Origin of the sequence: Pseudomonas sichuanensis, assembly GCF_003231305.1 — a bacterium.
Classification (GTDB): domain Bacteria; phylum Pseudomonadota; class Gammaproteobacteria; order Pseudomonadales; family Pseudomonadaceae; genus Aquipseudomonas; species Aquipseudomonas sichuanensis.
The window spans coordinates 134,781-159,055 of the sequence record NZ_QKVM01000002.1 but is presented as its reverse complement, the minus strand read 5'-3'; the positions used below and the strand labels follow the sequence as shown (position 1 = coordinate 159,055).

Below are 24,275 nucleotides of genomic sequence, written 5' to 3'. Positions count from 1 at the left end.
GCACAAGGAGATAGCATGATCGTTCGTCCTGTACGCAGCAGCGATTTACCCGCGCTGATCGAATTGGCCCGCAGCACCGGCACCACCGGGCTGACCACGCTCCCGGCCAACGAAGAGCGCCTCGGCCAGCGTGTCGGCTGGGCCGAGAAGAGCTTCCGCGGTGAAGCCGAGCGCGGCGACACCGACTACCTGTTCGTGCTGGAGAACGACGAAGGCCTGGTGGTCGGCATCAGTGCCATCGCCGGCGCCGTCGGTTTACGCGAGCCCTGGTACAACTACCGGGTAGGGCTGACCGTCAGCGCCTCGCAGGAACTGGGCATCTACCGCGAAATCCCCACGCTGTTCCTGGCCAACGACCTGACCGGCAACTCCGAGCTGTGCTCGTTGTTCCTGCGCAGCGACTATCGCAGCGGCCTCAACGGCCGGCTGCTGTCCAAGGCGCGGATGCTGTTCATCGCCGAGTTCCCGCAACTGTTCGGCAACAAGATCATCGCCGAGATGCGCGGCATGTCCGATGAATCCGGGCGCTCGCCGTTCTGGGAAAGCCTGGGCCGGCACTTCTTCAAGATGGAGTTCAGCCAGGCCGACTACCTCACCGGGGTAGGCAACAAGTCGTTCATCGCCGAACTGATGCCCAAGTTCCCGTTGTACACCTGCTTCCTGTCGCAGGCTGCGCGCGACGTGATCGGCCGCGTGCACACCGACACCGAGCCTGCGCTGGCCATGCTCAAGCGCGAAGGCTTCAACTACCAGGGGTATGTCGACATCTTCGACGCAGGCCCGGCCATCGAGTGCGAAACCTCGAAGATCCGTGCAGTGCGTGAAAGCGAAACCCTGGTGCTGGCTGTCGGCACCCCGGGTGACGACGCCACCCCTTACATCATTCACAACCGCAAGCGCGAAGACTGCCGCATCACTGCCGCGCCGGCGCGCCTTGCCGCAGGCACCCTGGTGGTCGATCCGCTGACCGCCAAGCGCCTGCGCCTGGGCGCCGGCGACAATGTGCGCGCGGTGCCGCTGTCCGCCGGCCGGGAGGCTCAGTAAATGACCACGCATTACATCGCAGGCAACTGGCTGGCTGGCCAGGGCGAAGCCTTGCAGTCGCTCAACCCCGTCAGTCAGGCGGTGGTCTGGGCCGGGCAGGGCGCCGATGCCGCTCAAGTTGCAGCGGCAGTGGAGGCAGCGCGCCAGGCGTTCCCGAACTGGGCGCAGTTGAGCCTGGACGCGCGTATCGCCGTGCTCGAGGCGTTCGCCGAAAAGCTCAAGGCCCGTGCCGACGAGCTGGCACGCTGCATTGGTGAAGAAACCGGCAAGCCCTTGTGGGAGTCGGCCACCGAAGTCACCAGCATGGTCAACAAGGTGGCGATCTCGGTGCAGAGCTACCGCGAACGTACCGGTGAGAAGAGCGGCCCGCTGGCCGACGCCACGGCCGTGCTGCGCCACAAGCCGCATGGTGTGGTGGCGGTGTTCGGCCCGTACAACTTCCCCGGCCACCTGCCCAACGGCCACATCGTCCCGGCCTTGCTGGCGGGCAATTGCGTGGTCTTCAAGCCGAGTGAACTGACCCCCAAGGTTGCCGAGTTGACGGTGCAGTGCTGGATTGAAGCCGGGCTGCCTGCCGGTGTGCTCAATCTGGTCCAGGGTGCCCGCGAAACCGGCGTGGCGCTGGCTGCCAACCCGGGTATCGATGGCCTGTTCTTCACCGGCTCCAGCCGCACCGGCAACCTGTTGCACCAGCAGTTCGCCGGGCGCCCGGACAAGATCCTGGCCCTGGAGATGGGCGGCAACAACCCGCTGGTGGTGGACGAGGTCAAGGACCTGGACGCTGCGGTTTACACCATCATCCAGTCGGCGTTCATTTCCGCCGGCCAGCGCTGCACCTGTGCCCGGCGCCTGCTGGTGCCCCAGGGCGCCTGGGGCGACCAACTCCTCGCGCGCCTGGTCGAGGTCAGCCGCAGCATCAGTGTCGGCGCTTTCGACCAGCAGCCGGCACCCTTCATGGGCTCGGTGATTTCGCTGCAGGCCGCCCGCGCGCTGGTCGCGGCCCAGGCTGACCTGCTCGCCAAAGGCGCCGTGGCGCTGCTGGAGATGACCCAGCCACAGGCCAATGCGGCATTGCTGACCCCGGGCATCATCGATGTCACCGCCGTGACCGGTCGCCCGGACGAAGAATTCTTCGGCCCGCTGCTGCAGGTGATCCGCTACAGCGATTTCGACGCGGCGATCAATGAGGCCAACAACACCCAGTACGGCCTGGCCGCCGGGCTGCTGTCGGACTCCAATGCCCGTTACCAGCACTTCTGGCTGCGCAGCCGCGCCGGCATCGTCAACTGGAACAAGCAGCTGACCGGTGCCGCCAGCAGCGCGCCGTTCGGTGGTGTGGGTGCCAGCGGCAACCACCGCGCCAGCGCTTACTACGCGGCCGATTACTGCGCCTACCCCGTGGCTTCGCTGGAGACCGCGAGCCTTGCACTGCCGGCGACCCTGACGCCGGGCGTCACCCTATAACAACAGGTCTCGGAGCCTTGCCGATGAAATCCTACGAAGTGAATTTTGATGGCCTGGTGGGGCCGACCCACAATTACGGTGGCTTGTCCTACGGCAACGTGGCGTCACAAAGCAACAGCCAGCAGGGCTCCAACCCGCGCGAAGCGGCGCGCCAGGGCCTGGCCAAGATGAAGGCGCTGATGGAAATGGGCTTCCAGCAGGGCGTGCTGGCGCCGCAGGAGCGCCCGGATGTGGCTGCCCTGCGCAGCCTGGGCTTCACCGGCAGCGACGCCGAGGTGATCCGCCGCGCGGCGAAAGAAGCCATGCCGTTGCTGGTCGCCAGTTGCTCGGCCTCGAGCATGTGGGTGGCCAACGCCGCCACGGTCAGCCCCAGCGCCGACACCGCCGACGGCCGCGTGCACTTCACTGCCGCCAACCTCAACTGCAAATACCACCGCAGTATCGAACACCCGACCACCAGCCGTGTGCTGGGGGCCATGTTCAATGACGACAAGCACTTCGCCCACCATGCTGCGCTGCCGGCGGTGGCGCAGTTCGGTGACGAAGGCGCGGCCAACCACACGCGGTTCTGCCGAAATTACGGCGATGCCGGCGTCGAGTTCTTCGTCTATGGCCGCAGCGCTTTCGACAGCCGCTATCCGGCGCCGCAGAAGTACCCGGCGCGCCAGACCCTGGAAGCTTCGCAGGCGGTCGCCCGGCTGCACGGCCTGCGCGACGATGGCGTGGTCTACGCTCAACAGAACCCGGCGGTGATCGACCAGGGCGTGTTCCACAACGATGTGATCTCGGTGGGCAACGGCGAGGTGCTGTTCTACCACGAGGACGCCTTCCTCGAGACCGACGCCGTGCTCGGCCAGCTGCAGGCTAAACTGGCCGGCAAGGGTGGCCAGTTCCAGGCCATCTGCGTGCCGCGCTCGGCGGTGACGGTGGAGGACGCTGTGCGTTCCTACCTGTTCAACAGCCAGCTGCTCAGCCGCGCCGACGGTTCCATGCTGCTGGTGGTGCCGGAAGAGTGCCGCAACAACGAACGCGTCTGGGCGTACCTGGGGCAACTGACCAGCCAGGGCGGCCCGGTGAAGGAGGTCAAGGTGTTCGACCTCAAGCAGAGCATGCAGAACGGCGGTGGCCCGGCTTGCCTGCGTTTGCGCGTGGCCTTGAAGGAAACGGAACTGGCGGCGGTCAATCCAGGCGTTATCATGACCGCCTCGCTGTACGACACCTTGGTGCAGTGGGTCGACAAGCACTACCGCGATCGCCTTGGCGAAGCGGACTTGGCCGACCCGCAACTGCTGATCGAATGTCGTACGGCATTGGATGAGCTGACCCAGATCATGAAGCTGGGCTCGGTGTATCCGTTCCAACGCCAACCTTGATAGAGAGAAATTGCAATGTCCGACGCCCTGCGCCTGATCCTGGAAGATGAAGACGGCACCCAGCTGGAAACCTCCTGCACGCGCTTTGCCGTGGTCTGGCAAGGCAAGGAAGTGTGGATCCAGCAGGACGGCCGCGGCCAGCTGCTGATCGGTGTCGATGTCGACGAGAACGACACCGAGTACGCCAACCTGCTGTTGCGTCCGATGGCCACCAACCTGGTCAGCCTGCAACTGGAAATGGAACCGGCAGAGGTCGGTGATGACGACGATCACGTCCATGGCCCGGACTGCGGCCACCACCACTAAGGAAGTGCCTATGCTCGCCCTCGGCAAACTGCTTGAGCTGACCCTGACCGATCACGAACCGGCCGAGAAGACCCAAGTGACACCCAAGGGCGCGCGTTTGCGCTGGCTGGGGGAGGGCGCACTGGAAGTGCGTCCGCCCGAAGGCGATGACAGTGGGCTGGACCTGCTGCTATCGGCCGGGATTCATGGCAACGAGACGGCGCCTATCGAACTGCTCGAGCGGCTGCTGCATGGTGTGGCCAATGGCAAGATCAAGCCCCGTGCGAGGGTGCTGTTCCTGTTCGGCAACCCGGCGGCGATCCGCAAGGGCGAGCGCTTCATCGAGCAGGACATCAACCGCCTGTTCAATGGCCGTCATGAGCTTTCCAGTGGCTTCGAGGCTTTGCGTGCCGCTGAGCTCGAGCAGTTTGCCCGGGTGTTCTTCAGCAAGCCGGAGCGTACCCGCCTGCATTACGACCTGCATACCGCGATCCGCGGTTCCAAGATCGAGCAGTTCGCCTTGTATCCCTACAAGGAGGGCCGCACGCATTCCCGGCGTGAACTGGCTCGCCTGGCTGCGGCAGGGATGGAAGCCGTGCTGTTGCAGAGCAAGTCTTCGATTACCTTCAGTGCCTTCACTTATGAGCAGCTGGAGGCCGAGGCCTTCACCCTCGAACTGGGCAAGGCGCGGCCGTTCGGGCAGAACGAAGGCGTCAATCTCGACAAGCTCGAAGAGCGCCTGATCCAGATCATCGAAGGTACCGAGCCTGAAACCGGCGACTCGCTCGACGGCCTGAAGCTGTTCAGCGTCGCTCGCGAGATCATCAAGCACAGTGACAGTTTTCACCTGCACCTGCCGGCGGACATCGAGAACTTCTCCGAGTTGAGCAAGGGCTACCTGCTGGCCGAAGATCTGGCCGAAACGCGCTGGGTCGTGGAGGAGGAGGGCGCGCGGATCATCTTCCCCAATCCCAAGGTCAAGAATGGCCTCAGGGCGGGGATTCTCATCGTGCCGGACTCGGGGCAGCGGCTGGCCTGATACCCGCCATTGTAGGCACCGGAATCTGGCGTGGGAGCGGGCTTGCCCCGCGATCAGCACTGGCAGCGCCAACGCGCTCGCCAGGCCAAACGTCATCGCGGGGCAAGCCCGCTCCCACGACACCAGATCAGCCTGCTTTTGGATCCCTTCGGTGATGAAATTCTTTTAATTCACCAACCTGTTAATTTTCCCCGCCCCAGGACTGTAATTGGCTTGCCAGTAGCGAAACGCTGGCTTTAGCATCGCGGTCATGCCGTTTCCAACTGCTTTAGTCTGATAAACCGTCCTATCGACGGTTTCTATCGCACAAACACACTGCACCGAGACTGCAGGACCGATATAATGCGGCCCTTTGCCGTCGTTTCGTCGATTCGACGTGTGGCCGCCGTTTCCGTGGAAGAACCTATGAAAAGCGCAGAAATCCGTGAAGCCTTCCTCCGCTTCTTCGAAGAGCAGGGACATACTCGCGTTGCCTCCAGCTCCCTGATCCCGGGCAATGACCCGACCCTGCTGTTCACCAACGCCGGCATGAACCAGTTCAAGGACTGCTTCCTCGGCCAGGAAAAGCGCGCCTACACCCGCGCGGTGAGCAGCCAGAAGTGCGTACGCGCCGGCGGCAAGCACAACGACCTGGAAAACGTCGGCTATACCGCCCGTCACCACACCTTCTTCGAGATGCTGGGCAACTTCAGCTTCGGCGACTATTTCAAGCGCGATGCGATCACCTTCGCCTGGACCTTCCTGACTTCGGACAAGTGGCTGAACCTGCCGAAGGAAAAACTGTGGGTCACCGTCTACGCCAGCGACGACGAGGCCTACGACATCTGGACCAAGGAAGTCGGCGTGCCTGCCGAGCGCATGGTGCGCATCGGTGACAACAAGGGCGCTCCGTACGCCTCCGACAACTTCTGGACCATGGGCGACACCGGCCCGTGCGGCCCGTGCACCGAGATTTTCTACGACCACGGCGCCGACATCTGGGGCGGCCCGCCCGGCTCGCCGGAAGAAGACGGCGACCGCTACATCGAGATCTGGAACAACGTCTTCATGCAGTTCAACCGCACTGCCGATGGCGTCCTGCACCCGCTGCCAGCGCCGTCGGTGGACACCGGCATGGGCCTGGAGCGCATCAGTGCGGTGATGCAGCATGTGCACTCTAACTACCAGATCGACCTGTTCCAGAGCCTGTTGGCCGCAGCTGCCAAGGCCATCGGTTGCAGCAACGACGAGCAACCTTCGCTGAAAGTGGTCGCTGACCACATCCGTTCCTGCGGCTTCCTGATCGCCGACGGTGTGCTGCCGTCGAACGAAGGTCGCGGCTACGTGCTGCGCCGCATCATTCGTCGCGCCTGCCGCCACGGCAACAAGCTGGGCGCCACCGGCAGCTTCTTCCACAAGATCGTTGCCGCGCTGGTCGCCGAGATGGGCGAAGCCTTCCCTGAGCTGAAAAGCCAGCAGGCGCACATCGAGCGGGTGCTCAAGACCGAAGAAGAGCAGTTTGCCAAGACCCTGGAGCAGGGCCTGCGCATCCTCGAGCAGGACCTGGCCCAGTTGCAGGGCAAGGTTGTACCGGGCGACGTGGTGTTCAAGCTGTACGACACCTACGGCTTCCCCATGGACCTCACCGCCGACATCGCCCGCGAGCGCGAACTGACCATCGACGAGGCCGGCTTCGAGCGTGAAATGGAAGCCCAGCGTGAGCGTGCCCGCTCCGCCAGTGCCTTCGGCATGGACTACAACAGCCTGGTCAAGGTCGATACCGCCACTGACTTCCTCGGCTACGATGCCACCGAAGGGCAGGGCAAGGTCATTGCCCTGTACAAGGATGGCCAGGCAGTCGAGCAGTTGGGTGAAGGCGAAGAGGGCGTGGTGATCCTGGATCGCACCCCGTTCTACGCCGAGTCGGGCGGCCAGGTGGGTGACTGCGGTTACCTGCAGGCCGGCGCCGCGCGCTTCGATGTGCGCGACACCACCAAGACCGGTGGCGCCTTCCTGCACCACGGTGTGGTTGCCAGCGGTGCGCTGACCGTTGGCGCAGCCGTCGACGCGCGTGTCGATGCCGATGTCCAGCACGCTACCTCGCTGAACCACTCCGCCACCCACCTGCTGCACGAAGCGCTGCGCCAGGTGCTGGGTGAGCACGTACAGCAGAAGGGCTCGCTGGTCGACAGCCAGCGCCTGCGTTTCGACTTCAGCCACTTCGAGGCGGTCAAGCCTGAGCAGATCAAGGCGCTGGAAGATATCGTCAACCGTGAAGTGCGTCGTAACACCGAGGTGCAGACCGAGCTGACCGACATCGAGACCGCCAAGGCCAAGGGTGCCATGGCGTTGTTCGGTGAGAAGTACGGCGACACCGTGCGCGTGCTGAGCATGGGCGGTGACTTCTCCGTCGAGCTGTGCGGTGGTATCCACGCCAAGCGCACAGGTGACATCAGCCTGTTCAAGATCATCAGCGAAGGCGGCGTGGCCTCTGGCGTGCGCCGTATCGAAGCGGTCACCGGTGCCGCTGCGCTGGCTTACCTGAACGCTGCCGAAGAGCAGGTAAAGGAAGCCGCGCAACTGGTCAAGGGTAACCGCGACAACCTGATCGACAAGCTGTCGGCTGTGCTCGAGCGCAACCGTCAGCTGGAAAAGCAGCTTGAACAACTGCAGGCCAAGGCCGCCAGCGCCGCCGGGGACGATCTCTCCAACGCGGCCGTTGAGGTCAAGGGCGCCAAGGTGCTCGCCGCTCGCCTGGATGGGCAGGATGGCAAGGCCTTGCTGGCGCTCGTCGATCAGCTGAAGAACAAGCTCGGCCATGCAGTGATCCTGCTGGGCAGCGAGCATGAGGGCAAGGTCGTGCTGGTGGCTGGCGTGACCAAGGACCTCACCGGCCAACTCAAGGCTGGCGATCTGATGAAGCAAGCCGCTGCGGCGGTGGGTGGCAAGGGTGGTGGTCGCCCGGACATGGCCCAGGGTGGTGGCGTCGACGTCGCCGCGCTGGACAATGCCTTGGCCCTGGCTGTGCCGTTCGCCGAGCAGGGACTTTGAGATGAGGCGACCGTCGGTCTAGTCGGCGGTCGCTTCATGTTGGATTGTTTTTTGGGGCCCCTTGGGGCTGAGGCACCTTTGAAATGGCGTTGATCGTACAGAAATTTGGCGGTACCTCTGTCGGTTCCATCGAGCGGATCGAGCAGGTAGCCGACAAGGTCAAGAAATTCCGTGAGCAAGGCACTGACCTGGTGGTGGTGCTGTCGGCCATGAGCGGCGAAACCAATCGCCTGATCGACCTGGCCAAGCAGATTACCGACAAGCCAGAGCCTCGCGAGCTGGACGTGATTGTTTCGACCGGTGAGCAGGTCACCATCGCCCTGTTGACCATGGCGTTGATGAAGCGTGGCGTGCCTGCGGTGTCGTACACCGGCAACCAGGTGCGCATCCTCACCGACAGCGCGCACAACAAGGCGCGCATCCTGCAGATCGACGACCAGAAGATCCGCGCCGACCTCAAGGCCGGCCGCGTGGTCGTGGTGGCAGGTTTCCAGGGCGTTGACGAGCACGGCAACATCACCACGCTCGGCCGTGGTGGCTCCGACACCACCGGTGTGGCACTGGCAGCGGCCCTGAAGGCCGACGAATGCCAGATCTACACCGATGTCGATGGCGTCTACACCACCGACCCGCGTGTCGTGCCCCAGGCCCAGCGCCTGGAGAAGATCACCTTCGAGGAGATGCTGGAAATGGCCAGCCTCGGCTCCAAGGTGCTGCAGATCCGTTCGGTGGAGTTCGCCGGCAAGTACAACGTCCCGCTGCGCGTGCTGCACAGCTTCAAGGAGGGTCCGGGTACCCTCATTACCATTGATGAAGAGGAATCCATGGAACAGCCAATCATTTCCGGTATCGCCTTCAACCGTGATGAGGCCAAGCTGACCATTCGTGGCGTCCCGGACACTCCTGGCGTTGCTTTCAAGATCCTCGGCCCGATCAGCGCGGCGAACATCGAAGTCGACATGATCGTGCAGAACGTTTCGCACGATAACACCACCGACTTCACCTTCACCGTGCACCGCAACGAGTACGAGAAGGCGTTGAGCGTGCTGGAGAACACCGCCCGTGAGATCGGCGCGCGTGAAGTGGTGGGTGATACCAAGATCGCCAAGGTGTCGATCGTTGGCGTTGGCATGCGTTCGCACGCGGGTGTTGCCAGCCGCATGTTCGAAGCCCTGGCCAAGGAGAGCATCAACATCCAGATGATCTCCACTTCCGAGATCAAGGTCTCGGTAGTGATCGAAGAGAAGTACCTGGAGCTGGCCGTTCGCGCGCTGCACACCGCGTTCGAGCTCGATGCTCCTGCCCGACAGGGCGAGTAAGACGTTGCCTGGAAGGGCGCGGCTTGCCGCGCCCTTCGCGTTTCTGGCTGCCGGTCGCACCCTTGTCCAGGTGTTACAGGCGGTTTGTTCGGGCCAGTGCCGTCGTCCCCGGCCGGGCCCTGCTTAATCAAAGACTGTTGTCCCTGAAGTTACATGTGAGGAGAAAACTATGCTGATTCTGACTCGTCGGTGCGCCGAGAGCCTGATCATTGGTGACGGTGAGATCACCGTGACGGTCCTGGGTGTCAAAGGCAACCAGGTGCGTATCGGCGTGAGCGCGCCAAAAGAAGTGGCCGTTCACCGCGAGGAAATCTACCTGCGGATCAAGAAAGAGAAGGACGAGGAGCCAAGCCTTTAATTTTTTTGAAGTTTTTTTCAAAAAAAGGGTTGCAAACGAGGAAGGGTGTGTTTAATATTCGCCTCGTGTTGCGGTGAGGTGGCCGAGTGGCCGAAGGCGCTCCCCTGCTAAGGGAGTATACCTCATAAGGGTATCGGGGGTTCGAATCCCCCCTTCACCGCCATTATTTGCGTAGGGCGCTGTAAACGGTAAGAACGCTAAGTAGTTGATTTTAAACGAAAAAGTTCTTGCAAAAATGTTTCAGCGACCTATAATGCGCGGCAAGACACGGACTCATAGCTCAGCTGGATAGAGTACTCGGCTACGAACCGAGCGGTCGGAGGTTCGAATCCTCCTGAGTCCGCCATTTAATGGGCGGTTTTGATCTTCAAAGCAGTTCATTCAACCAGTGGTGATCTGGTCTAAAAATACCAACTACGGACTCATAGCTCAGCTGGATAGAGTACTCGGCTACGAACCGAGCGGTCGGAGGTTCGAATCCTCCTGAGTCCGCCACTTATTGAAGTGGCTTTGCTTGCAAGGCGATTTCAAGGCCAGTGGTAATCTGGCATAAAACTACCAATCACGGACTCATAGCTCAGCTGGATAGAGTACTCGGCTACGAACCGAGCGGTCGGAGGTTCGAATCCTCCTGAGTCCGCCATACCTGAAAAGCCTGCTTATTAAAGCGGGCTTTTTCTTTTTCGGCATTTACTGATTCTGTCCACGCGCGACTAGACTCACGTTGATAGCCCGATCCCGAACAGCCCTTATTTGCATGTGATTTTTGCAAGCCTCAGGCCGTCGCACTGTTGGCTTCGAGTGTTGTCACAGCTTTATTGCGCAAACGATTGTTCTGGCCAAAATTTTAAGCGATCCGACAGCTGACACCGTGTATGATTGCGCCCGTCAGCCCCGCCGGGGCTTGTGGAATACCACCATGGACTTACCCAGTAGTTACTCCCTAACACGCTTCATGCAGCAAGATCTGATCGATTGATTCTCCCGGCGTGCTCCGCTGCTGGGGGTGGAGTTCGCCTATGACCGAAGTAGAAGTAAAGAAAGCTCAAGACAGCCTGCAGGATCGCCTTGCCCAGGTGATCGAACTGCTGCAGCGCCAGCGGGTGGTTGAGGACCTGACGCACCGTCAGGAAGGTCATCACCACGACCTCGTGGAAAACCTCGTCCACCGGCAGAACCTCGTCGAGCTGCAGCGCAAGCTCGATGACCTGCACCTCGCCGACATCGCCTACATCCTCGAAGCATTGCCGCTGGAAGACCGCTTGACGGTCTGGCAGCTGGTGCGCTCGGATCGTGATGGCGACATCCTGCTGGAAGTTTCCGACGCCGTCCGCCAGTCCCTGATCGCCGACATGGACGATCACGAACTGCTCGCCGCCGCCAAGGAAATGGACGCCGACGAACTCGCCGACCTGGCGCCGGAGTTGCCGCGAGACGTTGTCCATGAATTGATGGAAAGCCTCGATGCCCAGCAACGTGAGCGCGTGCGTTCGGCGCTGAGCTATGACGAGGAGCAGGTCGGTGCACTGATGGACTTCGAGATGGTGACCATCCGCGAAGACGTCAGCCTGGAAGTGGTACTGCGCTACCTGCGTCGGCTCAAAGAGCTGCCGGGGCACACCGACAAGCTGTTCGTGGTCGACTACGACGGCATGCTCAAGGGCGTGCTGCCCATCAAGCGGCTGCTGGTCAACGACCCGGACAAGAAAGTCGCGGAAGTCATGGCCAATGACCCGGTGGTGTTCCACCCCGAGGAAGATGCCTATGACGCGGCCCTGGCATTCGAGCGTTATGACCTGGTGTCCGCGCCGGTAGTGGACAAGAACGAGCGCCTGATCGGCCGACTGACCATTGATGAAATGGTCGACCTGATCCGTGAGGAGAGCGAGAGCGAAGTGCTCAACATGGCAGGTCTGCGCGAAGAGGAAGACATCTTCGCCTCGGTCTGGCGCTCGCTGCGCAACCGTTGGGCCTGGCTGGCCATCAACCTGATCACCGCCTTCCTGGCGTCCCGGGTGATCGGTCTGTTCGAAGGCTCGATCGAGAAACTGGTGGCCCTGGCTGCGCTGATGCCCATCGTTGCCGGTATCGGTGGTAACTCGGGCAACCAGACCATCACCATGATCGTGCGCGCGATGGCACTGGACCAGGTGTCGCCGGGCAACACCAGCCGCCTCATGCGCAAGGAGTTGGCGGTTTCACTGCTCAACGGCCTGATATGGGGTGGGGTGATCGGCGCAGTGGCATTCATGCTCTACGGCAGTTGGTCATTGGGCCTGGTGATGACGGCGGCCATGACCCTCAACCTGTTGCTGGCGGCCCTGATGGGGGTCTTGATTCCAATGACGCTGACCCGCCTGGGGCGCGATCCGGCCATGGGCTCCAGCGTGATGATCACTGCTGTGACTGATAGCGGCGGCTTCTTCATTTTCCTGGGATTGGCAACGCTGTTCCTGCTCTGAGTGGTGGGATAGCGGCAACAAAAAAGCCAGCTTGCGCTGGCTTTTTTGTGTGTCGCTGTTTTGTGTCAGGACGCGTCAGCAGCCATTTCCACATCGTGCGCGATCAGCGCAACCAGTGCGTTCTGCTGGCGATGGGACAGCTGGCGGAAGCGTTGCAGCAGTTCGCGTTCGTGCAGGCTGAGCTCTGGGCTGTCCAGGCGCATGCTCAGTTCGTCGCCCAGCGCGCCTTCCTGGATAAGGCTCTGTTCCAGGCGCGCGATGATCTCGGAGTTCATGCTGCGGTGATGGTTGCGCGCTACCTCGGCAATGCGCTCACGCATTCCGTCTGGCAGGCGGACGACGAACTTGTCAGCGGTGCGGCTCGAATAAATAGCCTGTTTCAATGGGCGCATATAAATTGACCGGTTGTTCTGGTTCAGGGGGAGCGGTTCGCAAATTGGCCGCACGGTGGAAGTACGACCGCGGCGACGACAAAATGTTCAACCGTAATGTGCTTTCGGGTTTTCATCTTGCCTCATGTCGCCGATTCCTTGGCGTCAATTCTGTGACAAATAGTGGCTCCGGTACAGGCTTTTTGCCAGTACCAATTATCAGAAATGAGTACTGGTTTGAAAAGATTCACATTGACGCAGAATGCAGGTGCGTCAGACCTCTGTCGTCAAAATCTGGTAACTGGCAGCAAAGGTTAGGGAAAAACCCTAGAATGCGCAGGTTCCCACACCTTGAGCATAGTGGCTATGCAATATGACGCAAGCGGCGCACCGTCCTCAAGAGGGCGGTTGATATTCCTGATGGGACCATCGGGTTCGGGCAAAGATTCCCTGATTGATGCCGCGCGCGAGCGGCTTGCCAGGCACGGTGTGGACGTTGCCCGCAGGGTCATAACCCGTTCCGCCGAGGCCAAGGGCGAGAGTGCGCTGGGGGTGACGCGCGAGCGCTTCGAGGCCATGCGCGCGGCGGGCGAGTTTGCCCTGTGCTGGGCGGCCAATGGCCTGTGTTATGGCATTCCTGCCCAGGTGGAGGAGCGCCTCGCCGCTGGCCGTTCGGTGCTGGTGAACGGCTCGCGGGGATACCTGGACGAGGCCCGGCAACGCTACCCGGATTTGCTGGCGATCGGCCTGACCGTTCTGCCTGGCGTACTGCGCCAGCGCTTGACTGCGCGCGGTCGGGAAAGCGCCGAGGAAATCGAACAGCGCCTGGCCCGTGGCGCCCGGCTGCAGGCCTACGATCCCTCGGTGCATGTGCTGGATAACTCGGCTGCGCTGGATGTCGCCGTCGAGGCGCTGTTCGAGGTGCTGCGTCAGGAGGGTGTCATCGGCCAGGTGCAGGGAAACGGCTGACGTGCAAAATGCCCGATAGAAACATGACAAATGCCGATGCGCTGGGTAACATGCTCGCCGTCCCTGCTGTGCAACGTCCGTTGCCGGCCCCTGTGTCTCAGTAGCTCAATTGGATAGAGCATCCCCCTCCTAAGGGGAAGGTTGGCAGTTCGAACCTGCCCTGGGACGCCATTCACACCCTCCATTACCCGCCAACTCAACGTTGTTCGCCGACGCGCGCTCCTGTGTGGGCGGTTTGCGGGCGGGTGTAACCGAGCGCGAAGAAGGCGACCAGGCCGAAGATCAGCCCCCAGAAGGCGGCGCCCAAGCCAAGGAAGCTCATGCCAGAGGCCGTGACCAGGAACGTGATCAACGCAGGCTCACGCTGCTTTTCATCGGCCATTGCACCGGTCAGCCCGGTTGCGATGGCGCCGAACAGCGCCAGGCCGGCGAGGGCGGCGATCATTTCCCGGGGCAGGGCGGCGAACACCGAGGCCAGGGTGGCGCCGAAGGTGCCCATCAGCAGATAGAAGGCGCCACAGGCAATCCCGGCGATATAGCGCTTGTCAGGGTTTTCGTGGGCCTCGCGGCCTGTGCAGATGGCTGCGGTGATCGCTGCCAGGTTGACCCCGTGGCAGGCGAACGGTGCCAGCAGCAGCGAGCCGATGGCGGTCACCGAGACAATCGGGCGTGCGGCGGTCTGGTAACCGGCGGTACGCAGCACGGCGATACCCGGTACCGACTGGCCTGTGAGCGACACCAGCGCCAGCGGCAGGCCAATGTTGACGATGGCATGCCAGCTCCATTGCGGCGCGGTCCAGTGCGGGACGGCCAGCTCCAGCACCAGTGCGCCGGTATCGAGCTGGCCCATGCTGGCGGCGAGCCCGCAGCCAACCACCAGCACCGAGAGGATGGCGTAGCGGGGCGACAGGCGCTTGAACAGCAGGTACGCCGCGAGCATCGAGAGGACCAGCAACGGTTGCAGGCGGATGGAGCTGAACAGCTCGGCGCCGAAGCGGAACAGGATGCCAGCGAGCATGGCGGCGGCAATCGACTTGGGCAGGCGGCGCATCAGCTTGTCGAACGCGCCGCTCAGTGCGATCACGGCGATCAGCAGCGAGGCAACGATGTAGGCCCCCACGGCCTGCGCCAGCGACACGGTCGGCAGCATCGACACCAGCAGTGCCGCGCCGGGTGTCGACCACGCGGTGATCACCGGCACTCGCAGTTTCCAGCTCAGCAGCAAGCCGGTCAGGCCACTGCCGATGGAGATCGCCCAGATCCACGAGGCAGTCGCCTCGTTGCTGAGCTGGGCCTGATGGGCGGCCTGGAACACGATGATCAACGGGCCGGCGTAGGAGATGATCACTGCGATCAGGCCGGCGACCAGCGCCGACAGTGAAAAGTCTTGTTTGAGTCTGTCCATGACGAATTGCCGATTCCCTGTAGCAAGGCGATTGAGGAGGGCTGGATTGAATCCCGATAATCGCCCGCTGTCGAGTGCTGCGGGGGTGCCACGGGCAGGCTGGGCTGCCTCGAGAGGCGTGGCCCAGGGAAGGCCACGCGCCTGGCTTAGAGTTCGATACCCTTGAGCTCGTCGCTTTGCTGCACGCCCTGCTCCTGCTGGCCGAGCTTGGCCAAGGCCTTGGCCTCGACATCATCCTGCATTCGCTGAGCGATCTGCTCATCGACCATCGCTTTCTTCTCCGGTGGCAGCGCGTCGTACTCCTCCTCGGTCAGGCCCAGCTCCTGGAGGTATTTCTCCTTGATCTTTTCCGCTGGCGACTTCTCCACGTAGTCGCGGAACTCCTGTCGTACATCGCTGAGCTGCTGCTTGTCGATGCTGCCCTGCTGGCGTGCGGCAACGTCCGGGTTCTGCAGCATGACCATGAGCTTGGCAAAGGCCTCCTTGCGGTTGTCTTCGCTGTTCTGCTGCGAGGTGCTGCCCTGGCTGTTCTGCTGTGCGGTGGCGCCGCTGGCGGCGGCGATCGGCTGGAACGGCAGCGCCTGTGCCAGCGCCTGTTCGTTGCCGGTGCGGCTGGATGGCTGCACTGCGGGCTGCCAAGGCATCCCGTTGACTGAAGTGAGCATGTCTCCTCCTTGAATGTTTCGCCCCTGCGACCTATCCGCAGAAGTGTTGTTGGAAGTACCGACGCATTCGCGGTTCAAACCCGCTCCCACAGGGGCAAAAGCTGTGCCAGCGCGCCAACTCGTCGAAATACCCCGCCTGGGCTATTCCGGCAACGCTGTACTGGGCATATGCTTGCCCCCCAGAGGAACAGGATTGCCGACTGCGGCAATCACGATGAACGTCCGCAGCACCGTGACCGGGGCGCAGTTGCCGGATACCAAGGAGAGCGTCCATGAGTCAGGCACCAGGGCCGGTACCGGCCGGCTTCAGCCAGCAGCAACTGCACACTTTGTTCGACCTGATCAGCGACGGCATCTGGGACTGGGATGCCAACAGTGGCTACGTCTACCGTAACCCGGGCTGGTACGCGATGCTGGGTTACGCCAGCCACTCGATGGCCAATTCGGTCCTGACCTGGGAGAGCGTGATCCACCCGGAGGACTTCCCCCGGGTAATGGCCCACTTCGAGGCCTACATCAACCAGCGCAATGAGCGCTACCGTATCGAGTATCGCTGCCGCTGCCAGGACGGCAGCTACCTGTGGATCGAGGACAGCGGCCACATCATCGCCCGCAACGAGGATGGCTCGGTGGCACGCATGCTCGGCGCCCACCGCAACATCGATGCCGGCAAGCGCCTGGTCGCCGAACTGGAGCAACGCAATCAGTCGCTGGAGAGCCAGGTGGCCGAGCGCACCCGCGAGCTGTCCTGGGTCAACCAGCAGTTGCAGCGTCAGCTCGACGAAAACCGTGAACTGGCCGAGCGTGATGCACTGACCCGTACCGCCAATCGCTATCGCCTGGAAAAGACCCTGGAGCAGGAATGCGAGCGCGCCCGTCGCTACCGCCAGCCCCTGGCGGTCATCGCCATGGACCTGGATGACTTCAAGCCGATCAATGACCTGCATGGTCACGCCCGTGGCGATGCTGCGCTGGTGGAGGTGACCGAGTGCATCCGCGAGTGCCTGCGTGCCCAGGACCTGTTGGCACGTTGGGGCGGGGATGAGTTCGTGGCGGTGCTGCCGCAGACGGCCCTGGAGGAAGCCCGCGAAGCCGCGCGCAGGATACGCCAGGCCGTGGCGTCCATGGCGCCGGTGGGCGATTGCCAGCTGACCATGAGCTACGGCGTGGTGCAATGGCAGGACGGGGAGGATCAACGCGCCTTGCTGGCCCGTGCCGACAAAGCGCTGTACCGGGCCAAGGCGGCCGGCAAGAACGCCATCGTCGAATAAAAAAATGCCCGCAGCGCCTGGTAACGCTGCGGGCCAAATCGGCTATTGCCGCTTCAGTGTTTCTAGATGTGCAGTGCGTGGCCGAGGGCGCGCAGCGCCGCTTCCTGCACCGCTTCACCCAGCGTCGGGTGGGCATGGATGGTGCCGGCGATATCTTCCAGTCGAGCGCCCATCTCCAGTGACTGGGCAAAGGCGGTGGACAGCTCGGACACTGCCACCCCCACTGCTTGCCAGCCGAGGATCAGGTGATTGTCGCGGCGCGCCACCACCCGCACGAAGCCGCTCTTGGACTCCAGGCTCATGGCCCGGCCGTTGGCGGCAAACGGGAATTGCGCGACGATGCAGTCCACGCCCTGTTGGCTGGCCTGTTCCGGCGTCGTGCCGGCCACCACCACTTCCGGGTCGGTGAAGCACACGGCGGCGATTGCGCTGGGCTCGAAGCGCCGTGCCTTGCCGGCGATGATTTCCGCCACCATCTCGCCCTGGGCCATGGCCCGGTGCGCCAGCATCGGCTCGCCGGCCACGTCACCGATGGCCCAGACGTTGCGCATGCTGGTCTGGCAGCGCTCGTCGATGGCGATGGCCGCGCCGTTCATCTTCAAGTCGAGGCTTTCCAGGCCAAAGCCCTGGGTACGCGGGCGACGACCCACGGCCACCAATACCTGATCGGCCTCCAGGCGCAGTTGTGCGCCCTGGCCATCGCGCGCCAGCAGGCAGCCGTCGGCATAGCCTTCGACGCTATGGCCCAGGTGAAGCGCGATGCCCAGCTTCTTGAGCGAGTCGGCCACCGGTGCGGTGAGCTCGGCGTCGTAGGTGGGCAGGATGCGTTCGCGGGCTTCCACCACGCTGACCTTGGCGCCCAGCTTGCGGTAGGCGATGCCCAGCTCCAGGCCGATATAGCCGCCGCCGACCACCACCAGGTGCTGCGGCAGGGCCTTGGGGGCAAGGGCTTCGGTGGACGAGATGATCGGCCCGCCGATCGGCAGCATCGGCAGTGCCACGCTGTTCGAGCCGGTGGCCAGCAACAGGTGCTCGCACTGGATGCGTTGGCCGTCCACCTCGACGCTCTTGCCATCGAGGATCTTCGCCCAGCCGTGGATCACTTTCACGCCGTGTTTTTTCAGCAGGGCGGCGACGCCGCTGGTGAGGCGGTCGACGATGCCGTCCTTCCACTCGACGCTGCGGCTGATGTCCAGGCGCGGCGAAGAGACGCTGATGCCCAGTGCCGACGGTTCGGTGTAGCGGCTGGTCTGGTGGAACTGCTCGGCCACATGGATCAGCGCCTTGGACGGGATGCAGCCGATGTTCAGGCAGGTGCCGCCCAGCGCCTGGCCTTCGACCAGCACGGTGGGGATGCCCAGTTGCCCGGCGCGGATGGCGGCCACATAGCCGCCAGGGCCGCCACCGATGATCAGCAGGGTGGTGTCGATGATCGGTTGCATGGTCACTCCACGAACAGGCAGGCAGGTTGTTCCAGCAGGCCGCGCACGGCCTGGATGAACAGTGCGGCATCCATGCCGTCGACCACGCGATGGTCGAACGAGCTGGACAGGTTCATCATCTTGCGCACGACGATCTGGCCATCGATCACCACCGGCCGTTCGACCATGCGGTTGACGCCGACGATCGCCACTTCCGGGGTGTTGACCACGGGTGTGCTGACGATGCCGCCCAGCGCGCCGAGGCTGGTCAGGGTAATGGTCGAGCCGGACAGTTCTTCACGGGTGGCTTTGTTGTTGCGTGCGGCGTGGGCTACACGGGCGATCTCGCTGGCGTTGCTCCACAGGCTGCCGGCTTCGGCATGGCGCAGCACCGGCACCATCAGGCCGTTGTCACCCTGGGTGGCGATGCCCACATGCACCGCACCGTGGCGGGTGATGACCTGGGCCTCGTCGTCGTAGGTGGCGTTGATCTGCGGGAAGTCGCGCAGGGCGACGACCATGGCGCGCACCAGGAACGGCAGCAGGGTCAGCTTGCCACGGCTGTCGCCGTGCTTGGCATTGAGTTGCTGGCGCAGGGCTTCGAGCGCAGTGACGTCGATTTCCTCGACGTAGCTGAAGTGGGCGACGCGGCGCTTGGCGTCCTGCATGCGCTGGGCGATCTTGCGGCGCAGGCCGATCACCGGCACCTGTTCGCTGTCGGTGCGCTTGCCGTAACCGCCCGGTGCTTGCCCGCTGTTGCTTTGCGGTTTGCTGATGAAGGCATCGAGGTCCTCATGCAGGATGCGCTCGGCAGGGCCGCTGCCATGCACGTAACGCAGTTCGATACCGGCATCCAGCGCACGTTTGCGCACGGCGGGCGAGGCCAGTGGCTTGTCGTGCGCTTCGCGCGGCACGATCGGTGCGCTGGTGTGGCTCGCTGCAACCTGAGGCGCGGTTTCGACGCGTGGCTCGGGCTTGGCTTCGGCCTTCACGGGCGCGGCAGGCGCCTCCACTGGCTTGCTCTGTGGCGTATCGACATGGTTGCCGCTGCCTTCGACTTCGATGCGGATCAGCTCGCTGCCGACCGCCATCACTTCACCCGGCTGGCCGCCCAGGGCCAGCACCTTGCCGCTGACCGGCGAAGGGATTTCCACGGTGGCCTTGTCGGTCATGACATCGGCCACTACCTGATCTTCGGCGATCATGTCGCCGACCTTGACGAACCACTCGACCAACTCGACCTGCGCGATGCCTTCACCGATATCCGGCATCTTGATGACGTGCGTGCCCATTCAGACCTCCATGACCCGTTTCAATGCCGCGCCTACCCGTGAAGGGCCTGGGAAGTAGGCCCATTCCTGTGCGTGGGGGTAGGGGGTGTCCCAACCGGTGACGCGCTCGATCGGCGCTTCGAGGTGATGGAAACAGTGCTCCTGGACCAGCGAGACCAGTTCGGCACCGAAGCCGCAGGTGCGGGTAGCTTCGTGCACGACCACGCAGCGGCCGGTCTTTTTCACCGACTCGACGATGGTCTCCAGGTCCAGCGGCCAGAGGCTGCGCAGGTCGATGACTTCGGCGTCGACGCCGGTTTCTTCAGCGGCCACTTGCGACACGTACACCGTGGTGCCGTAGGTCAGCACGGTGACGTCGTTGCCCGGGCGAGTGATCGCAGCCTTGTCCAGCGGCACGGTGTAATAGCCATCCGGCACGCTGCTGTGCGGGTGCTTGGCCCAGGGGGTGACCGGGCGGTCGTGGTGCCCGTCGAACGGGCCGTTGTACAGGCGCTTGGGCTCGAGGAAGATCACCGGGTCATCGCATTCGATCGAGGCGATCAGCAGGCCCTTGGCGTCATAGGGGTTGGACGGCATGACGGTGCGCAGGCCGCACACCTGGGTGAACATCGCTTCCGGGCTCTGGCTGTGGGTCTGGCCGCCATAGATGCCGCCGCCGCAGGGCATGCGCAGGGTCAGCGGCGAAATGAACTCGCCGGCCGAGCGATAGCGCAGGCGCGCCATCTCCGAAACGATCTGGTCCGAGGCCGGGTAGAAGTAGTCGGCGAACTGGATCTCGACCACCGGGCGCAGGCCATAGGCGCCCATGCCCACGGCGGTACCGACGATGCCGCTTTCGGAGATCGGCGCATCGAACACCCGCGACTTGCCGTACTTGGTCTGCAGGCCCTCGGTGCAGCGGAACACGCCGCCGAAGTAGCCAACGTCCTGGCCGTAGACCACCACGTTGTCGTCGCGCTCGAGCATGACATCCATGGCCGAGCGCAGGGCCTGGATCATGGTCATGGTGGTGGTGGACATGGCGTTTTCCAGGTCAATGCTGTTGTTGTGATCGTTCATCTCAGACCCCCAGTTCCTGGCGCTGACGGCGCAGGTGGTCGGGCATTTCCTTGTACACGTCCTCGAACATCGAAGCCGCGCTGGGGATATGGCCATTGCTCAGGGTGCCGAACTGTTCGGCATCCTTCTGCGCCTTGATCACCTCGGCCTCCAGCTCTGCACTGACCGCCTGGTGCTCCTCTTCGGACCAGTGCCCGGCCTTGATCAGGTGCTGCTTGAGGCGGGCAATAGGGTCGCCCAGCGGGAAGTGGCTCCAGTCGTCCGCAGGGCGGTACTTGGACGGGTCGTCCGACGTGGAGTGCGGGCCTGCGCGGTAGGTGACCCATTCGATCAGGGTTGGGCCCAGACCGCGGCGGGCGCGTTCGGCGGCCCAGCGCGAGGCGGCGTAGACGGCGATGAAGTCGTTGCCATCGACCCGCAGCGAAGCGATGCCGCAACCGACGCCACGGCCGGCGAAGGTGGTCGACTCGCCACCGGCGATGGCCTGGAAGGTCGAAATCGCCCACTGGTTGTTGACCACGTTCAGGATGACCGGGGCACGGTACACATGGGCGAAGGTCAGCGCGGTGTGGAAGTCGGACTCGGCGGTGGCGCCGTCGCCGATCCAGGCCGAGGCGATCTTGGTGTCGCCCTTGATCGCCGAGGCCATGGCCCAGCCGACTGCCTGGACGAACTGGGTGGCGAGGTTGCCGCTGATGGTGAAGAAGCCGGCTTCGCGCACCGAGTACATGATCGGCAGCTGGCGGCCCTTGAGCGGGTCGCGGGTGTTGGACAGCAGTTGGCAGATCATCTCCACCAGCGACACGTCGCGGGCCATCAGGATGCTCTGCTGGCGGTAGGTGGGGAAGCACATGTCGGTGCGGTTCAGGGCCAGCGCCTGGCCGCTGCCGATGGCTTCCTCGCCCAGGCTCTGCATGTAGAAGGACATTTTCTTCTGGCGCTGGGCCACGACCATGCGGCTGTCGAAGATGCGCGTCTTGAGCATGGCGCGCATGCCTTGGCGCAGCACCTGCGCGTCGATGCCCTCGGCCCATGGGCCAACGGCGTCGCCGTGCTCGTTGAGCACGCGGACCAGGCTGCCGGAAAGGTCGGCAGTGTCGGCAGGTTCTACATCGATGGGCGGTTTACGGACTTGACCCGCGTCGTTCAGGCGCAGGTAGGAGAAATCGGTCTGGCAGCCTGGCCGGCCTGTAGGCTCGGGCACATGCAGACGCAGGGGGGCGTACTCGTTCATGCTTTTTACGCTCGCTCGGCTGTTGTTTTTGTGAGCTTTGAAGCGGTCGCCGCTGACTGCCGGCTTGTGACTGGCAGGTCAGCGTCTGTTACATCATAGGGGGACGGCAGGAGAATTTTTCTCTCAAGTTCATTGCCTTTGTCCGGCGGTGGAGATAAACATTCCGCACAAACACAAAAACCAGGTGAATTTGTCTCATGCGCAAACTGGATCGCACGGATATCGGCATTCTCAACAGCCTTCAGGAAAACGCGCGGATCACCAACGCGGAGCTTGCGCGCTCGGTCAATCTGTCCCCCACCCCCTGTTTCAACCGGGTCAAGGCCATGGAAGAGCTGGGGGTGATCCGCCAGCAAGTCACCCTGTTGTCGCCCGAGGCGCTGGGGCTGGACGTCAACGTGTTCATCCATGTCAGCCTGGAGAAGCAGGTGGAGCAGTCGTTGCACCGTTTCGAAGAAGAAATCGCCGAGCGCCCCGAAGTGATGGAGTGCTACCTGATGACCGGCGACCCGGATTACCTGCTGCGGGTGCTGCTGCCCAGCATCCAGGCGCTGGAGCGTTTTCTCGACTACCTGACCCGCTTGCCGGGGGTGGCCAACATCCGCTCCAGCTTTGCCCTCAAGCAGGTGCGCTACAAGACTGCGTTGCCGTTGCCGGCCAATGGCATGACCTTGCGTGAGCAATAGCCCGGGCTCGCGGAGGGCCGCCGCTTGCGCGGGAATGCTCAGCAGGGTCGGGTGCTTGATATTTTAAACACCCCCGGCCTATGTTGTGTGCGTCGCCATTCCCGGCATGCCAACACAACAAGAAGGACAGCGTCATGACGACCGAAGGCCCACGCAACCAGGCCGCGTTCCTCAAGGGCATCGATGAAATCGAGTGCGTCACCCCCGACCTCAATGGCGTACCCCGCGGCAAGGTCATGACCGCCGAAGGCTTCCTCGAAGGCCGGCGTCTGCAGATGGCGCGCGGGGTGCTGCTGCAATGCATCATGGGTGGCTACCCGGCGGCGAAATACTATGGCAGCGACGACAGCGACCTGGCGCTGGTGGCTGACCCTGCGCAGATCCATCGCCTGCCCTGGAGTGACGAGCCTCGGGCCCTGGCCATCTGCGATGCGGTCGAACTCGACGGCACGCCGTCGCCGCTGTCCAGCCGCGGCCAGCTCAAGGCGGTGATTGCCCGCTACGCCGAGCATGGCCTGGCGCCGGTGGTGGCGACCGAGCTCGAGTTCTTCGTGTTCGCCCCCAACAGCGACCCGCAACTGCCGTTCCAGCCGCCGCTGGGCAAGGATGGCCGCCGGGAGATGGGCCATTCGGCATTCAGTGTCAGCTCCAACAACGGCCTGCGGCCGTTTTTCAGCGAGGTGTACCGGTGCATGGCGGCGCTGGGCCTGCCGCGCGACACCTTCATGCACGAGATGGGTGTCAGCCAGTTCGAGATCAACCTGTTGCATGGCGACCCGCTGCTGCTGGCTGATCAGACCTTGCTGTTCAAGCACCTGCTCAAGGAGGTGGCGCTGCGCCATGGCCTGACCGTGGTGTGCATGGCCAAGCCGCTGGCGCATACGCCTGGCAGTTCGATGCACATTCACCAGAGCCTGGTGGACATCGCCAGTGGGCGCAACGTGTTCAGCGATGAGCAGGGCAGGGCGACCGACACCTTCCATCATTTCATTGGTGGCCTGCAGGCCTGCCTGGCCGACTTCACCGTGCTGTTCGCGCCCAACGTCAATTCGTACCAGCGCTTGTGCCACCCTTACGCTTCGCCGAACAACGCCTGCTGGTCGCACGACAACCGCGCCGCCGGCCTGCGCATTCCGGCCAGCTCGCCAGTGGCGCGGCGGGTGGAGAATCGCCTGCCCGGCGCCGACGCCAACCCCTACCTGGCCATTGCCGCCAGCCTTGCCGCCGGCCTGCATGGCATCGAGCAGCAAATCGCCCCAACGCCCGCGATCCAGGGCGAATTCGAAGTGCCCGAGCACCTGAGCCTGCCCTGCACCCTGCATGCAGCGCTGCAGCGCCTCAAGCACAGTGCGCTGGCCCATGAGCTGTTCGGCAGCGAGTTCATCGAAGGTTATATCGCCACCAAGACGCTCGAACTGAGCGATTTCCTCGACGAGATCACGCCCTGGGAGCGGCGAGTGCTGGCGGCGCAGGCCTGAGCGCGACGCAAGCTGTAACGGGCCCGCCGTTGGCGATCTTTTTCGCCTGC

At 63.3% G+C, this 24,275-nt stretch carries 20 protein-coding genes and 5 tRNA genes; 18 read left to right on the top strand and 7 right to left on the bottom strand.

The genetic code is table 11. The annotated features are described in order from the left end of the window. Positions 1–15: 15 nt before the first annotated feature. The 13 genes from astA to mgtE all read left to right on the top strand — a co-directional run bounded on the left by astA (position 16) and on the right by mgtE (position 12,374). Positions 16–1,044 (top strand): arginine N-succinyltransferase, encoded by a 1,029-nt coding sequence (gene astA, locus DM373_RS01805; RefSeq protein ID WP_110991915.1) that lies wholly within the window; start codon positions 16–18, stop codon positions 1,042–1,044. Then, positions 1,045–2,508, top strand: a complete 1,464-nt coding sequence (gene astD / locus DM373_RS01800) for a succinylglutamate-semialdehyde dehydrogenase (RefSeq protein WP_110991914.1) — start codon at positions 1,045–1,047, stop codon at positions 2,506–2,508. A gap of 23 nt (positions 2,509–2,531) precedes the next feature. After that, positions 2,532–3,881, top strand: a complete 1,350-nt coding sequence (gene astB / locus DM373_RS01795; protein WP_110991913.1) for an N-succinylarginine dihydrolase — start codon at positions 2,532–2,534, stop codon at positions 3,879–3,881. 15 nt (positions 3,882–3,896) lie between these two features. Then, positions 3,897–4,187, top strand: coding sequence for a topoisomerase II (locus DM373_RS01790; RefSeq protein WP_110991912.1), 291 nt, complete (start codon positions 3,897–3,899; stop codon positions 4,185–4,187). A gap of 10 nt (positions 4,188–4,197) precedes the next feature. Then, positions 4,198–5,205, top strand: coding sequence for a succinylglutamate desuccinylase (gene astE, locus DM373_RS01785; protein ID WP_110991911.1), 1,008 nt, complete (start codon positions 4,198–4,200; stop codon positions 5,203–5,205). Positions 5,206–5,610: 405 nt separating this feature from the next. Next, positions 5,611–8,235 carry an alanine--tRNA ligase gene (gene alaS / locus DM373_RS01780; RefSeq protein WP_157966801.1) on the top strand — a complete coding sequence of 875 codons (2,625 nt, stop codon included), beginning with the start codon at positions 5,611–5,613 and terminating at the stop codon, positions 8,233–8,235. A gap of 83 nt (positions 8,236–8,318) precedes the next feature. After that, positions 8,319–9,554 carry an aspartate kinase gene (locus tag DM373_RS01775; protein WP_110991909.1) on the top strand — a complete coding sequence of 412 codons (1,236 nt, stop codon included), beginning with the start codon at positions 8,319–8,321 and terminating at the stop codon, positions 9,552–9,554. Between the two features lie 169 nt (positions 9,555–9,723). Then, a complete protein-coding gene (gene csrA, locus DM373_RS01770) occupies positions 9,724–9,912 on the top strand; it encodes a carbon storage regulator CsrA (RefSeq protein WP_003254503.1) in 189 nt (62 codons plus the stop codon). A gap of 72 nt (positions 9,913–9,984) precedes the next feature. Continuing rightward, a tRNA-Ser gene (locus tag DM373_RS01765) sits at positions 9,985–10,075 on the top strand. Positions 10,076–10,181: 106 nt separating this feature from the next. After that, positions 10,182–10,258: transfer RNA gene (locus DM373_RS01760), tRNA-Arg, on the top strand. Between the two features lie 72 nt (positions 10,259–10,330). Further along, a tRNA-Arg gene (locus DM373_RS01755) sits at positions 10,331–10,407 on the top strand. Positions 10,408–10,478: 71 nt separating this feature from the next. Next, positions 10,479–10,555 (top strand) — tRNA-Arg (locus tag DM373_RS01750). 376 nt (positions 10,556–10,931) lie between these two features. Next, a complete protein-coding gene (gene mgtE / locus DM373_RS01745; RefSeq protein ID WP_110991908.1) occupies positions 10,932–12,374 on the top strand; it encodes a magnesium transporter in 1,443 nt (480 codons plus the stop codon). Between the two features lie 65 nt (positions 12,375–12,439). On the opposite strand, the gene DM373_RS01740 is transcribed toward mgtE, so the two are convergent. Continuing rightward, on the bottom strand, positions 12,440–12,766 hold the full coding sequence (locus tag DM373_RS01740; protein WP_033699552.1) for an Arc family DNA-binding protein: 327 nt from the start codon (positions 12,764–12,766) through the stop codon (positions 12,440–12,442). Between the two features lie 345 nt (positions 12,767–13,111). Between DM373_RS01740 and phnN the strand changes: the two genes are divergently transcribed. Then, positions 13,112–13,714 carry a phosphonate metabolism protein/1,5-bisphosphokinase (PRPP-forming) PhnN gene (phnN, locus tag DM373_RS01730; protein WP_110991906.1) on the top strand — a complete coding sequence of 201 codons (603 nt, stop codon included), beginning with the start codon at positions 13,112–13,114 and terminating at the stop codon, positions 13,712–13,714. A 94-nt stretch (positions 13,715–13,808) separates the two neighbouring features. Beyond that, positions 13,809–13,885, top strand: a tRNA-Arg gene (locus DM373_RS01725). A 25-nt stretch (positions 13,886–13,910) separates the two neighbouring features. On the opposite strand, the gene DM373_RS01720 is transcribed toward DM373_RS01725, so the two are convergent. Then, the gene (locus tag DM373_RS01720) at positions 13,911–15,119 is read right to left on the bottom strand and encodes a benzoate/H(+) symporter BenE family transporter (protein ID WP_110991905.1); all 1,209 of its coding nucleotides are present in this window, start codon (positions 15,117–15,119) and stop codon (positions 13,911–13,913) included. A gap of 146 nt (positions 15,120–15,265) precedes the next feature. Then, entirely contained in the window at positions 15,266–15,784 is a 519-nt protein-coding gene (locus tag DM373_RS01715) for a hypothetical protein (protein ID WP_110991904.1), read from the bottom strand. Positions 15,785–16,056: 272 nt separating this feature from the next. Between DM373_RS01715 and DM373_RS01710 the strand changes: the two genes are divergently transcribed. Next, positions 16,057–17,055 (top strand): diguanylate cyclase domain-containing protein, encoded by a 999-nt coding sequence (locus tag DM373_RS01710; RefSeq protein ID WP_110991903.1) that lies wholly within the window; start codon positions 16,057–16,059, stop codon positions 17,053–17,055. A 62-nt stretch (positions 17,056–17,117) separates the two neighbouring features. Here the strand turns inward: DM373_RS01710 and lpdA are convergent, their stop codons facing one another. The 4 genes from lpdA to DM373_RS01690 are packed head-to-tail and all read right to left on the bottom strand — an operon-like array spanning position 17,118 to position 22,061. Further along, positions 17,118–18,497: a dihydrolipoyl dehydrogenase gene (gene lpdA, locus DM373_RS01705; RefSeq protein ID WP_110991902.1), complete on the bottom strand. Its 1,380-nt coding sequence runs from the start codon at positions 18,495–18,497 to the stop codon at positions 17,118–17,120. A 2-nt stretch (positions 18,498–18,499) separates the two neighbouring features. Then, the gene (locus tag DM373_RS01700; protein WP_110991901.1) at positions 18,500–19,768 is read right to left on the bottom strand and encodes a dihydrolipoamide acetyltransferase family protein; all 1,269 of its coding nucleotides are present in this window, start codon (positions 19,766–19,768) and stop codon (positions 18,500–18,502) included. Then, positions 19,769–20,827, bottom strand: coding sequence for an alpha-ketoacid dehydrogenase subunit beta (locus DM373_RS01695; protein WP_110991900.1), 1,059 nt, complete (start codon positions 20,825–20,827; stop codon positions 19,769–19,771). Between the two features lies 1 nt (position 20,828). After that, positions 20,829–22,061 (bottom strand): 3-methyl-2-oxobutanoate dehydrogenase (2-methylpropanoyl-transferring) subunit alpha, encoded by a 1,233-nt coding sequence (locus DM373_RS01690; protein ID WP_110991899.1) that lies wholly within the window; start codon positions 22,059–22,061, stop codon positions 20,829–20,831. Between the two features lie 197 nt (positions 22,062–22,258). On the opposite strand from DM373_RS01690, the gene bkdR reads away from it, so the two are divergent. Both bkdR and DM373_RS01680 read left to right on the top strand, forming a co-directional pair. Then, on the top strand, positions 22,259–22,747 hold the full coding sequence (bkdR, locus tag DM373_RS01685) for a Bkd operon transcriptional regulator BkdR (RefSeq protein ID WP_028691050.1): 489 nt from the start codon (positions 22,259–22,261) through the stop codon (positions 22,745–22,747). A 236-nt stretch (positions 22,748–22,983) separates the two neighbouring features. Beyond that, positions 22,984–24,225 (top strand): glutamine synthetase family protein, encoded by a 1,242-nt coding sequence (locus tag DM373_RS01680; protein WP_167409784.1) that lies wholly within the window; start codon positions 22,984–22,986, stop codon positions 24,223–24,225. Positions 24,226–24,275: the final 50 nt, after the last annotated feature.